The sequence below is a fragment of the Streptosporangium sp. NPDC006013 genome, from assembly GCF_040614275.1.
Taxonomy (GTDB): domain Bacteria; phylum Actinomycetota; class Actinomycetes; order Streptosporangiales; family Streptosporangiaceae; genus Streptosporangium.
Genome location: NZ_JBEXUE010000304.1, coordinates 1 through 12,370, shown reverse-complemented (window position 1 = coordinate 12,370; position 12,370 = coordinate 1). Strand labels below are relative to the sequence as shown.

Below are 12,370 nucleotides of genomic sequence, written 5' to 3'. Positions count from 1 at the left end.
TGCTGGAAAGGCGACTGTCACGGGCCGCCATCAGGTTCGATGCCGTCTCGCCATGACTTGGCCAGGTAGTAGAGGCCGATGCCCAGTCCGGTGGTCAGCAGGACGAGCCCGAGGACGATCATGGCGATGATGGTGGGCCATTGGAGATGCTGCGGTAGGTGCAGGGCCAGGAACCACGATCGGGTGACCTGGCCGGTGGTCAGCATGAGCGCGGGCACGATGCCCTGGGCCGCCAGGGGCACCCAGCACAGGGTCAGGCTCACGATGACGTAGGTACGCCGGCCCGCGGGGGCCAGGTCGAGGCCGAGCCTTTCCAAGCCGAGGTCGGGCTTGGGCAGGTGCGGCCTGCCCGGTTCCAGAGCCGGGAGCGGGCGACGGGCCGGTCGTGTCCGCTTGGGCGGGACACCGGTTCGCAGGTGCAGGAGCAGTTCGGGCGCGCTCGACCGGAGTCTGGCGGCGGCCAGATGACCCAGCAGCCAGGCGAGCACGGCACCGCTGATCAGGCCCACGGCCGCTCCCGCCCAGGCGGGGCCGAGCCATACCGCGAAGTAGGCGGGGGCGGCCGTCGCTGCGGTGAGGATCAGCACCAGCAGTACCTGGGTGAAGTCGGTGCCGTTCTCCAGGAGGTTACCGCCTCTGCGGTGCGGGTCGATCATGGGCACCGGCCGCAGGACCGACACCAGCACGGTCACACCCGCCCCGCCGCCCAGCAGCGCGGGCACGAGCGCGGCCAGCCACGGCCACAGGTCGTACTGGCCGGTGAGGGCGAGCGCGGCGAGGGTGAGGACGATGGTCGGCGGTGCCGTAACCATGAGCCAGGCGAGCTGACGGCCGTGGATGTCGTGGCGCGCGGCGCCGGGGATCATCATCTTGCCCCAGAGCTCGGTGCCGTCCTCGCCGTACAGGTTGGCGGAGATGGCGGCGGTCCACAGGGCGAAGACCAGGCCGCTCCAGGGCAGGAAGACCGGTGCGCCGACGGCCAGCGGCAGCAGGCAGAACACCAGCGCGTAGCACAGGGCGAAGCACAGGTAGTGGAAGCGCAGCAGGTCTCTGGACCAGGTGCGCAGTTCCCTGGCGGCGACCGCGGTCACCGGGCCCCGCGCCCACCCGCCAGAAGCGTCCCGGGCCGGGCGTCCGCTCGCGCGCCGGGTGGTCAGCCGCCGCTTTAGCAAGACGGCCCAACCGTACAAACAGACAACGCTGAGTACGGCGAGCCCCGCCAGGGCGGCGGCTGCCGTGAGCCACTGGCCCTGCCCGGCCGCCCGCACGGCGACCAGGCCCCAGCCGGAGGGCAGCGCCCTGACCCAGGTGGAGAAGGAACCGGGGAAGCCGGTGCGCAGGGCGGCCTGCACGAGGGGCGACAGCACCCAGCTGGAGTGCAGGGCGGCCAGGATGGCGGCGCTGATGAGAGCGGCCAGCGCGGCGCCCGTCTTGGACCGCATGACCTGGCCGAGCGCCGCGGTGACCAGCCGGGAGGCCAGCACGCACAACACCAGTTGGAGGGCGATGGCGAGCATGCCGACCGCTGTGGCCGCCATGCCAAGTTCGGCCTTGACGGCCAGCACGACGAGCGCGGCGAAGGCTACGAGCGTGACGACGGGGGCGACGCCGATGAAGGCGGCCCCGGTCAGCCCGGCCGCGAGACGGCGCGGGGTGAACGACAGCAGCGAGAAATGCTCGGGGCGCAGTGTCTCATCGCCGCCGCCAAAAAGCGCGGGGCCCAGCAGCCAGCCGGCGGTCCACAGGGCGAAACCCGCGCCGAGCAGGTCGAACGGCAGCGACGCGACCGGATAGTCGCGCCCCGCGAGCACGATCAGGCCCGTCGCGAGGGCCAGTCCGGCCAGGGCGCCGGTGACCATCTGGGTGGCGCGCTGGCCGGTCATGGAGTTCTGCAGCACGGCCAGCTTCATTTTGATCAGGAGGACAACCATGCCAGCTCACCCACCTCGGGGATCTGGCCGCCGACCAGGCTCACGAACCGCTCTTCCAAACTCCGGCCCGACCGCACGGCCTGCAGCGGTCCCGAGGCCACGACCCGGCCGGAGTCGATCACCGCCACGTGGTCGCACAACTGCTCGATCACGGCCATCACGTGGCTGGAGAACACCACCGAGCCGCCGCCGCGCACGAACCGCTGCAAGATCACCTTGATCGTGGCGGCTGAGACGGGATCGACCGCCTCCAGCGGCTCGTCCAGCACCAGCAGCTTCGGGGCGTGCAACAACGCCGTGGCCAGGCCGATCTTCTTGCGCATGCCGGTGGAGTACTCCATGACCAGGGTGCGCTCGGCTGCGTCCAATTCCAGAATCTCCAGCAGCTCACCCGCCCGCCGCTCGACCTCCTTAAGGTCCATGCCACGCAGCAGGCCGGTGAAGCGCAGCAGCTCGCGGCCGGTCAGCCGCTCGGGCATGGACAGCCCATCGGGCAGCACGCCGATCAGTTTCTTGGCCTTGGGGGCGTCGGCCCATACGTCGAGGCCGAAGATCTCGGCCCGTCCGCCGTCGGGGCGAAGCAGGCCCACCGCCATCGACAACAAGGTGGTCTTGCCCGCTCCGTTGGGGCCGACCAGACCGAAGAACGATCCGCGTCGCACCTCCAACTCGATGTGGTCGACCACCAGCTTGCGGCCGAACGTCTTGGTCAGACCGTCGAGCCGAAGCGCCAGGTCTGTGCTTGGTGCTCCCACGGCGTCCCTCCTATTATGGTACGGCACGTGCCGTGCCGACTGTGAAGCATGCTGGAGGGCGGTCCCCATTGTCAATACGGCACGTGCCGTTCCATTATGGTGGTGAGATGACTGACAAGCGCAGCAGCAGTGCCGCCGACCGGACCGAGGCCATCATGCGGACCACGCTGGAGCTGGGCCAGGAGATCGGCTACGCCAAACTCAGCATCGAAGCGGTCGCGGCCCGCGCCGGCGTCGGCAAGCACACGATCTACCGCCGCTGGTCGTCCAAGGGAGCCTTGTTCCTCGACTCGCTCATGTTGTTGAACGGTCCTGCCCTGGACTACCCCGACACCGGCGATGTCATCGCCGACCTGCGCCAGCAGATCCACGCGGCCATCGATCTACTGGACCGGCCACCCGTGGGTCCCCTGTATCGGGCCCTGATCGCTGAGGCCCTGCTCAATCCTCAGGTCGCGGCGGCGCTCAACGACCACTTCATCACCCCACAGGCGGAGAAGACCGTCGCCCGGCTGAAGGTGGCCCGCGATCAAGGTCAACTGTCACCCGACTTCGACCTGGATCTGGCGATGGACATCCTGTCGGGCCCGTTGTACTTCCGGGCCCTGATCACCCAAGAACCACTGACGCACGAGTACGTCGACCGCGTGATCGAGGCCCTCTTCGCCGGGATAGGACCCAGGCCTTGATGGCCCGGCGCTCGGGTCAAGGAGACGGTGATGGTTGACCGGTTCCGCCTGGTCGCATTCGGTAGGTTCGTCACCGACTGGGAACGGGAGAACGACCCGGTCGGCGGCAACCCGGGTGCGGAAGAATTCCACGCGAGGGCGCGGGAGATCCTCGGCGAGCCGAAGCCCGGCAGCGCCCCGGCCCGGGTGCTCTACACGCGGGGTGGCCGCCCGATCTGACCGCCCCCACCTGCTCGGGCCTCGGTGTTTCAGGCCGTTGATCTGCCGCTTGGCGAAGTCCTGACCCGAGCGGTCCAGGTCCTGGACGACGTCGATGATCTCCAGGTTCGTCCGCTGGGCCATCTGCTCGCAGGCGTCGATCTGGATTTCGGGGGAGTGGAGTTCCGCCCGCCCCACGACGGCGGACACCCGCACGTAGATTTTGGCTCGTCTACGTGCGGGCATGCGATCGCCTCCGGGTGTTGGGAAGTTCTGGACGGCCGAAGTACCTGGTCAGTCCTTTTGTGGGTGCTCTATCGGCAGCCCTCCACCCTCGGCCCCGGGAGCGTGGACCGCTGTCCGGCGTTCGGGGGACGGAGCCGGACAGCCACGACCCTATGCGTCGGCCGATCCGGCGTCTGCGTAGAAATACACCCCTGCCGCGGGCGGATCGTGGTGACCGGGAACCCCTATGCCCACTCGGCCAGGATCGCGGTTTCCTTCTCCGGATCGATGCCGTGCCCGCGGAACGCGCGCTCTGCCGGCGGGACGTCACGCAGCCACGCCCAGGTGTCGCGTACGGTCTCGGCGACCGGGCGGCAGGTCAGCCCGGCCGCGATGGCCTTCGCCGACGAGGACAACCAGACCCCGGCGAACTCGGGGCCGTCGGGAGCCCAGACCGGGAACTCGGTCCACGGCGACACCTTCCGATCGAGCAGGAAGCGGTCGTCGACCCAGACGAACTCGGCGTCCGAACCGGTCACCGCGCGGCACTCGGCCAGCCAGTCACCGTAGGTGGTGTTGCCGCGCACCCCGCCGGTGAGGAAGCGGTCCGCCGTCCCGGCCTCGGCATGGGTGAGGACGAACGCGGCGATGTCGCGGACGTCGATGACCTGCATCGCCCGGTCCGGGTCACCCGGGGCCAGCACCCGCCCGCCCCGGGAGATCCGGTCCAGCCACCAGGGCAGGCGGCCCACGTTCTCGTACGGGCCCAGGATGAGACCCGGCTGGATGATCAGTACGTTGCCGTCGAAGCCCTCCTCCACCGCCCGCTCGCAGCCCGCCTTGAGCATGCCGTAGTGACCGTCCTCGGGACCCGCGTCCGGCGCGCACTCGAAGAGCGGTGAGCTCTCGTCGCACTCCCGCTCGGGGAAGTCGGAGAGAGCCGAGATGCTGGAGATGTACGCGTAGCTGCCCGCCCGGCCGGCAAGCCTCCGCACCGACTCGCCGACGACCCTCGGGACCTGCCCGTGGACATCGATGACGGCGTCCCACTCCCGGCCCGCCACCAGGCGATCCAGGTCCTCCGGCACCTCACGGTCGCCCCTGACCGACTCCACGCCCGGCAGGTCGACCCCGTTGCGACCCCGGTTGAACGTCGTGACCTCGTGCCCGCGCCGCAGCGCCTCCTGGGTGATCGCCCGGCCCAGGAAAACCGAACCACCCATGATCAGAATCCTCATAGCGCCTCATTCTTGGCGCCCGGCGGATACGGGACCACAGGCTTTCACCCGTAGCGCAAGCCATCTGCTCACAGCGGACGGCTCGCGATCGGGGGATGCTCCAGCAGGTGCACCCGGGCGGTGCCGATGTCGAAGTACATGCCGACCAGCTCCAGGTGCCCGGCGCGGAACAGCCGGTCCACCTGCGGGTAGGTCCGGAGGTTCTCCAGTTGCTGGATCACGTTGACCCGGCAGAGGCGGTCCAGCGGGCCCTCGTCGTCGCCGGCGCTCTCGCCCGCGATGAACCGTGCCAGGGTGTGGTTGCCGTGGCGTAGCCAGCGGCCCAGCGCCGGCAGACCCGCCGCCTTCTCACCTCCGCTGAGCAGGGCGGTCATCGCCCCGCACCCCGAGTGCCCGCAGACCGTGATGGTGCGGACGTTGAGCGCGTCCGTCGCGTACTCGATCGTCGCGGCCACCGAGTCGTCCGCCGGCACGGAACCCAGCCGGGGCACCAGGTTGCCGAGGTTGCGGAGGGTGAACAGGTCTCCCGGGCCGCTGGCGGTGATCAGGTTCGGCACGATACGGGAGTCCGCGCAGGTGATGAAGAGATGCGAGGGCTCCTGCCCGCGGGCCATCCCGTGCAGGAGGGGACGGACCAGCGGTGCCGTGCGCTGGTGGAACTCCCGCGCCCCGGCCAGCAGGTCGGGCACAGCGGGACTGCCGCCGCGGGGCGCGTGCCGGGTGGCGACCAGCGGATGGCGGGTCGAGCGCCGCCCGCTCCGCCGGTGGGACCAGGGCAGCCACCACCGGTCGGGTGCCAGGGGCGGGGTCTTGGCAGGGAACATCCGGGCGCCGCTGGCCGCCATGGCGTACCACTCGTCGTGGATCTCGTCGATGTCCACGCTCCCGCCGCCGCGCTCGTGCTCGTGCCGCCAGTCGTGGATGGCCTCAAAGGCCGCGTTGTCCATGAAGTCGATGTTCAGGTCGAGGTCGACCGAGGCGCCGGCCGGGATGGCCCGCAACTCCGAGGTGAGCGTGGGCACCCCCAGGAAGGTCAGCGAGCCGCCGATCACCACGTGCCAGCGGCCGTCCGGCTCGGCGGTGGCCCGCACGGTCACCCGGGTGAGGCGGCGCAGCGCGAACAGCGCGGCGAGGCCGAGGCCGACCAGCACTCCCTCGGCGAGGCCGAGCAGCACCACCCCGGCCATCGTGACGACGTACACCGGCACCTCGCTGTGGCCGCGCAGGTTACGCAGATGCCCCATGTTGACCATCTGCACGCCGATGAAGACCAGCAGCGCGGCCAGCGCCTCCATCGGGATCAGGGCGATCATCCACCCCAGGCCGACCGCGAACAGCAGGATCCACACGCCGTGCATGATCGTGGACCAGCGGCTGCGCGCCCCCGCCCTGACGTTGGTGGTGCTGCGGACGATGACCCCGGCCACGGGCAGGCCGCCCAGTGCGCCGGTCACCATGTTGGCCACGCCCTGGCCGATGAGCTCCCTGTCGAGGTCGGAACGCCTGCCCTCGTGCAGCTTGTCGACGGCCACCGAGCAGAGCAGCGACTCCACCCCGGCCAGCAGCGCCACGATGAGCACCGCGGCGATGATCCCGTGCCAGTCACCCGTGGGCCAGAGCGGGGTGGCCCAGGAGTCCAGGCTGGCGGACAGGTCGATCCGGGTGACCTCCCAGCCGAGTGCCCAGGCGGTCACCGAGGCGGCGAGCAGGGCCGCCAGCGGCGCGGGGAAAACCCGCAGCCGTGCCGGCAGACGGGTCCAGGCGACCAGGACCGTGATGGTCAGCAGGCCGACGAAGACCGCGTGCGTGTGGTTGTGGATGATCTGCTGGGGCAGCTCGATCAGGTTCTCGATCGCGGAGCGCTGCGGGTTCCCGCCGAGCACCACGTGCAGCTGGGCGAGGGCGATCACCACGCCCACCCCGGCGAGCATGCCGTGCACCACGGCGGGCGAGACCGCCAGCGCCGAGCGGGCGACCCGGCAGACGCCCAGCAGCAGTTGCAGGACGCCCGCGAGTAAGGTGATCATGCAGGTGGCCCGCCAGCCGTATCGCACCACCAGATCGGCGACCACCAGGGACAGCCCCGCGGCGGGCCCGCTCACCTGGACGACGGAGCCGCCCAGCAGGCCCGCCACCACGCCGCCCACCACACCGGCTATGAGTCCCGCCGCCAGTGGTGCTCCCGAGGCGACCGCGATGCCCAGTGAGAGGGGCAGTGCCACCAGGAAGACCACCAGGGATGCGGGTAGGTCGTACCGCAGCACGGAGGCGATGCGACCCACCGTAAACAAACCGTCGCTCTTCGTGTCCGTCTCCATGTGCAGACCCTACGGGGCCGCGCCTCATCGGCCGGGCGTTTACCGTGGGCTTTTACGGAGGACGGGGAGAATCAGCGGTAATAGTCGGGGTAGTCGGGCTCCTGGGGTGCCCGATGGCGGTTGCCCCGCGAGCCGCCCCGGCCTCGTCCCTCGGCGGGAGCGGTCTCGGGGGCGGTGCCGTAGAGCTCGCCGTAGCTTGGCCAGCTCGCGCCGTCGCTCCCGTCGGGAGTGCCGGGCTCCGGCCACGCGGCCGGGCTGGCCGGGGTGGCGGGCTGGGGTTCGTAGCCGTACCCGCCGGTCGTCCCGCCCCGCGGGTCGGCCGGGCGGTCCTGGGCGGGGGGGAAGGCCCGGGAGGGGCCGGTGGAGGCGGAGATCGCCGGGCTCGGGCCGGTGACCGCGTCGTCGTCGATGGTGGCCCAGCCCGAGCTGACCTCGTACGAGCCCGCGGGCGGAGCGCCGTAGACCGGCGTCTGGTACGAGGAGTAGGACGGGGCCGGGTCGTCGAGGATGTCGGCGGTGTTCGCCGCCGGCCAGCCACCCGACGTCGGGCTCGTGGCCTGTGCCCACGGGTTGTCCGCCGGGGTGCTCTTGGGTGGCTGCGCCGGGGTGCGGTAGGAAGCCGCGAGCGGGTCGGGCGCGGGCGTGGCGGGGAAGCCGCCGCTGGTCGTGGGACCCATGGGGGGCATCGAGGCGGGCGGTCCACCGTTGCCCGGACGGGCACCGGACGAGCCGCTGCCGCTGGGCCGGGAACTCGCGCCGCGGCGAGGATACGAGCCACCGAGCGGGTCGTTCAGCGGGTCGGGCCGGGAGGGGGCGCCGTTGCCCTGGACGGGCTGGGGCGACGGCTGCGAGGGTGTCCGGTTCCCGCCGCGGCGAGAACTCGCCCGCGAGGGACGGGCGTCACCGAAGGCGCCGGGAGTGGGAGCCGCGAACGTCACGGTCCGCTGCTCGGCGAGTGACGCCGCGGTGGGAGCGGGGTTCGGCTGGACCGGGGCGATGAGGTCGTCGAGGCCGGAGGGCAGCGAGGCGGAGGCGACGGCCGGCTGGGGAGCCGGCCTGGCCGGTCGGGGAGCGGGGGGTTGCGGGGCGCCGCGGGACGGCTGGGGCCTGGTCGGGAGCGGTGCCTGCACTGTCGTCGCGTCGGCGTCGACCTGCTGGTTCTCCTTGTCGACGGGACGGCTCGCGCCCATCTGAGCTGCCAAGGGCCCTCCGAAACCGCCCTCGTCAGCCTGGAGCCGTGTCCAGTAGTCGTCGTCGTAGTCGTCCACCTGGCCGAACTCGTTCAGCCCGCGCTTGCCCCGGGAGCTCGGCGGCCGCGGCTGGCGCGGCGGCTTCGGCTCGTCGAACGGTGTCAGGTCGGGGGTGAAGTGGTTCATCTTTGGTTCTCTGGTGGCGAAGTCGTCGCTGGACATGGTCGGAGTCAGCGCCTCCTTCTCCGCCATCTCCCGCAGGCGTTCCGCGGGGAGCGCGCTCTCCCTGCGGTTCATCGACCGCATTCCCAGTGCCACGACGACGAGCACGAGGAGCACGACGGCGACCAGGCTTACTACGACCGCGATCATTGCACCACCCTCAAGGCCATGGCCTTACAGCGGCGCCGGTGAGGTCGCGCGGCCATCGACGCGACCTTCCCCCATGCATCACCTGCGCTTGGACATTGGATCTGATTGTGTCGGACCACTATGAGCGTTGTCACACCCTAAGTGAAGAATTGGTAACCATTACTACCTCCGGTGTTTGGCCAGTCACTCGATGTGCGCCGCGGTGAGCCGTCCCCAGGCGATCGTCTTGTCCGCGATGCTCCTCAAGGTCTGGTCAAGGGAGGCTCCCTTGCGAAGATCGACCTTGCCGTCGAGCGCGTAGACAGTGAAACGATAGTTCTCCTGGACGCCGCACGGGGGGCTATAGCCCACCTTGCCGTTCGTCGTGCTTCCCTCCACGGCTCCCACCGGGGCGCCGCCCTCAGGTAGTTCGTTGGTGCGGGGGTCGATGTCGAAAACGACCCAGTGCACCTCGCCGCCTGTCCGGGAGTTGCTGTCCGCCACGATCGCGACAGACTTCGTGCCCTCGGGCACGCGAGACCAGCGCAACGGGGGATTACCGGCCGAACCCTTGCATGAATAGTCGGACGGCAGGGGGCCGCCGTCTCTGACCCGGGGGCTGGAGACGCTGATCGGCTCCAGCTGAGATCTCTCCGTCGAGGCCATGCCGCTAGCCATCCCACAACCCGAGGACGCGACGACGAGCGCCGCGGCGATCGCCATTCCCGAGATGAGCCGCGGGCGGCGCGTAGACATGTTTGGCTGCCCCATGCCCGATGATGCTACGCGGGTCTGGAAGATGCGCAGACCGGATCGCGAGGTTCCGTGGGGGGGAAAAGGCCGAAAAACGGGCAAAATCGAGGGACGGAAGGGGCGAGAGTTAACATCAAACTGGTTTCGCCGTCCCCCGGCCGTCGCTCGCCGGTCATGTCCCGCCGTTTCCGGCGGCCGTGACGCCTGGAACCTCTGCGACGGCTGGAGCGCCCGTGGCGGCTGTGCCCCCGAGACGCCCCTCCAGTGGGCCGCCCCGCCCCTGCCGGATCCAGCCGGACCGGTTTCCTAGGCCCCGGCGGAAACTTCGTGCAGCGGCCTGTCTGGAGCCTCTCGGGGAGAGCCGCCCCGGAGTACGCCCAACGCGGCGAGGCATCGCCCGGCCGCGCTGGGCGGAGAGGACCCAGGGGCACTCAGGGGGCACTTCAGAGGCAGGGCGCTAGACGCGGCTGCGGAACGCGCGGATCGCCAGAGGGGCGAAGACCACGGCGAAACCGGCGGCCCAGAGCAGCGAGAAGAGCGCGGCCCTGGTGACGTCGCCGCCGATGAGCAGGCCGCGGATGGCGTCCGCCAGGTGCGTGACGGGGTTGAGGTCGGACCAGGTCTTCAGCCAGGACGGGAAGGTGGCGGAGGGCACCAGGGCGCTGCTGGTGAAGGTCAGCGGCATCATCGTGGAGAAGGCGATCATCTGCACCTTCTCGGGGCTGGAGGCCTTCAACCCGATCAGCACCGACATCCAGGACATGGCCAGGGCGACCACGACCAGCAGCGCCAGGGCACCCAGCAGTCCGAAGAAACTGGTGGTGACCCGGAAACCCAGCACCATGCCGAAGCCGACCAGCAGGGCGAAGGCCCACACCTGCTTGGCGGTGTCGGCGATGATGCGCCCGGACAGGGGCGCGGTGCGGGCGATGGGCAGGCTCCGCAGCCGGTCGAAGACGCCCTTGGTGATGTCGGTGTTGAGGCCGATAGCGGTGGAGAGCGTGTAGAACAGGGCGTTCTGCACGAGCAGGCCGGGCAGGGCGAACTGCAGGTAGTCGCCGGTGGATCCGGAGATGGCGCCGCCGAAGACGTAGGTGAACAGCAGCAGGAACATGATGGGCTGGATGCTCAGATCCAGCAGCTCCCACGGGTTGTGCTTGATCTGAACCAGGCTGCGCCAGGCCAGTGTCATGGTTTGCTGCAGAGTTGCCAGGGGAGTGACGCGCTTGGCGGCCATCTGCGGGATGGTCGTCGTCAGTGTGGTCATCGGTTACTTCCAGCGTGGATACCCCCGCCTGCGGGCGGGGGAGGAAACGCGGCACTGTGCCGCGCTTCTGGGCGGGTGGTGTAGCCATAGCCGTCGGCTCGTTGGAGCAGGCGAACATGGCGGTGGTGGATGCCCTGCACGAGGCCGTGCCGGGTGCGGATGTTGAACCTGCCGGTGGAGCGGACCGCGACCCGTCCCGTGTGCGTCCCGGTTTTGGTGCCGGCCGGGACGATGGCGCGGACCAGGTCGCCGGTCTGATAGCCGTGGTGGCGTTTGGTTCGAGGTAGTGCCAGCCGGGGGAATCCGTAGCGGTCGCTGCGGGTGCGGCGATAAGTACCGCGCCCGGTCGCTGCGACCACCAGGACCGCGGACGGCCAACCGGTCACGGTGTTGAGGTGGCCGACGTGCAGGGCGTCGAGGGTGTGGGATTTCGCGGCGCCGGTGCGGGACCGGTTCCATTTCGTGCGCCCGCCGGGCGCGACGGCGACCGGTAGGCCGGTGGCCTTCAGCGCCCGCCACAGTGCCCACCGGGTGGCGTTCACGGCGGCGGCGTCCCGCAGGGGGGTCTTGACCTGCCGCAGCACCTTCGCCAGCACCTTCGGCCGGTCGGCCAGGAACTCCTCGACCAAGGTGGCGGCCTTGGCCTGGTTGCACGGTATGCATGCCACGACGAGGTTGCTGAGACGGTCGGAACCGCCTCGGCTGCGCGGGTGGAGGTGGTCGAGGTTCAGCGGTACGCCGCGGGCGCCGCAGTAGGCGCACGCCCGCCCCCACCTGGCCAGCAGGTACTCGCGGACCTCGTACCCGGCGAGGGTGCCCTGCTGGTATTCCACTCCTTCGAGCGGTCGTCCGGCCGACAGGGCGTGGGTGTCGAAGGAGACCCGCTCCACGTGCACGGCGGTGACGGGCGCCCACCGGGTCAGCCGCGCCACCCACGACAGGGTGGTGTCGACGCGGTGTCGCAGCGACGGCGCCAGCCACCCCTGCGGTTTCGTGCGGTTGTTGAAGCGGGGGGTGCGGTAGCGCAGGTTCCGCGACCGGCGCCCCCGGCGTAGAGCGGCGCGGGCGGTGAGCCTGTCGCGGATCTGCCCGCTCCGGTGGTCGAGCTGAACGCCGTACAGGCCGATGCGGTCGGCGCGGCCGGTGCGGAACACCGCGATGCCGGTGTGTTTGCTGCCGGGGTCGATGCCGACCTGCACACCCTGGACGACGGAGTCGGCCACGGTGCGGTCGCGCAGGCGGATGACGAACGGGGTGTGGCGCACCACCACCGCCCGGTCCGCCGTCGGCAGGCGGCGGGCACGAGCCGGGTGGCACGGGTCAAGCGGGTGGCTGTGCACGTCCAGGACGAACACGGCCGGGTGAACCTCACGGTTCGCTCCCTCGGACGCTTCAGCGCCCTTGGGGTGACGCCGGTCAGATGGTGCGGCCTGGCCGGTCTCCCCTCGCCCAGGT

The 12,370-nt window shown here is 70.4% G+C and carries 10 protein-coding genes; 2 read left to right on the top strand and 8 right to left on the bottom strand.

The window, feature by feature from the left end; genetic code table 11:
* Positions 1-17 precede the first annotated feature (17 nt).
* Positions 18-1,931: a hypothetical protein gene (locus tag ABZ260_RS34350; protein WP_355626033.1), complete on the bottom strand. Its 1,914-nt coding sequence runs from the start codon at positions 1,929-1,931 to the stop codon at positions 18-20.
* Complete coding sequence (locus ABZ260_RS34345) at positions 1,916-2,686, bottom strand: ABC transporter ATP-binding protein (protein WP_355626031.1); 771 nt, start codon at positions 2,684-2,686, stop codon at positions 1,916-1,918. Before ABZ260_RS34345 ends, ABZ260_RS34350 begins: the two co-directional genes overlap by 16 nt.
* Before the next feature lie 107 nt (positions 2,687-2,793).
* On the opposite strand from ABZ260_RS34345, the gene ABZ260_RS34340 reads away from it, so the two are divergent.
* Positions 2,794-3,375 (top strand): TetR/AcrR family transcriptional regulator, encoded by a 582-nt coding sequence (locus ABZ260_RS34340; RefSeq protein ID WP_355626029.1) that lies wholly within the window; start codon positions 2,794-2,796, stop codon positions 3,373-3,375.
* A 30-nt stretch (positions 3,376-3,405) separates the two neighbouring features.
* Positions 3,406-3,594, top strand: a complete 189-nt coding sequence (locus ABZ260_RS34335) for a hypothetical protein (RefSeq protein WP_355626027.1) — start codon at positions 3,406-3,408, stop codon at positions 3,592-3,594.
* Positions 3,595-4,043: 449 nt separating this feature from the next.
* On the opposite strand, the gene ABZ260_RS34330 is transcribed toward ABZ260_RS34335, so the two are convergent.
* The 6 genes from ABZ260_RS34330 to iscB all read right to left on the bottom strand — a co-directional run bounded on the left by ABZ260_RS34330 (position 4,044) and on the right by iscB (position 12,270).
* Complete coding sequence (locus ABZ260_RS34330; RefSeq protein WP_355626025.1) at positions 4,044-5,036, bottom strand: NAD-dependent epimerase/dehydratase family protein; 993 nt, start codon at positions 5,034-5,036, stop codon at positions 4,044-4,046.
* Positions 5,037-5,104: 68 nt separating this feature from the next.
* The gene (locus tag ABZ260_RS34325) at positions 5,105-7,354 is read right to left on the bottom strand and encodes a SulP family inorganic anion transporter (RefSeq protein ID WP_355626023.1); all 2,250 of its coding nucleotides are present in this window, start codon (positions 7,352-7,354) and stop codon (positions 5,105-5,107) included.
* Between the two features lie 71 nt (positions 7,355-7,425).
* Positions 7,426-8,916, bottom strand: a complete 1,491-nt coding sequence (locus ABZ260_RS34320) for a hypothetical protein (RefSeq protein WP_355626021.1) — start codon at positions 8,914-8,916, stop codon at positions 7,426-7,428.
* A gap of 183 nt (positions 8,917-9,099) precedes the next feature.
* Complete coding sequence (locus ABZ260_RS34315; protein ID WP_355626019.1) at positions 9,100-9,651, bottom strand: YbhB/YbcL family Raf kinase inhibitor-like protein; 552 nt, start codon at positions 9,649-9,651, stop codon at positions 9,100-9,102.
* 454 nt (positions 9,652-10,105) lie between these two features.
* Entirely contained in the window at positions 10,106-10,915 is an 810-nt protein-coding gene (locus ABZ260_RS34310; RefSeq protein WP_350917480.1) for an ABC transporter permease, read from the bottom strand.
* Positions 10,912-12,270: an RNA-guided endonuclease IscB gene (iscB, locus tag ABZ260_RS34305; RefSeq protein WP_355626018.1), complete on the bottom strand. Its 1,359-nt coding sequence runs from the start codon at positions 12,268-12,270 to the stop codon at positions 10,912-10,914. The genes ABZ260_RS34310 and iscB overlap by 4 nt, the downstream gene beginning before the upstream one ends.
* Between the last annotated feature and the right edge of the window lie 100 nt (positions 12,271-12,370).

What these genes read in the sequence shown, in the direction of transcription:
- ABZ260_RS34310 (WP_350917480.1), bottom strand. Translation starts at nt 10,915, where the DNA reads ATGACCACACTGACGACGACCATCCCGCAGATGGCCGCCAAGCGCGTC.
- ABZ260_RS34335 (WP_355626027.1), top strand. Translation starts at nt 3,406, where the DNA reads ATGGTTGACCGGTTCCGCCTGGTCGCATTCGGTAGGTTCGTCACCGAC.
- ABZ260_RS34330 (WP_355626025.1), bottom strand. Translation starts at nt 5,036, where the DNA reads ATGAGGATTCTGATCATGGGTGGTTCGGTTTTCCTGGGCCGGGCGATC.
- ABZ260_RS34315 (WP_355626019.1), bottom strand. Translation starts at nt 9,651, where the DNA reads ATGTCTACGCGCCGCCCGCGGCTCATCTCGGGAATGGCGATCGCCGCG.
- ABZ260_RS34320 (WP_355626021.1), bottom strand. Translation starts at nt 8,916, where the DNA reads ATGATCGCGGTCGTAGTAAGCCTGGTCGCCGTCGTGCTCCTCGTGCTC.
- ABZ260_RS34325 (WP_355626023.1), bottom strand. Translation starts at nt 7,354, where the DNA reads ATGGAGACGGACACGAAGAGCGACGGTTTGTTTACGGTGGGTCGCATC.
- ABZ260_RS34350 (WP_355626033.1), bottom strand. Translation starts at nt 1,931, where the DNA reads ATGGTTGTCCTCCTGATCAAAATGAAGCTGGCCGTGCTGCAGAACTCC.
- ABZ260_RS34340 (WP_355626029.1), top strand. Translation starts at nt 2,794, where the DNA reads ATGACTGACAAGCGCAGCAGCAGTGCCGCCGACCGGACCGAGGCCATC.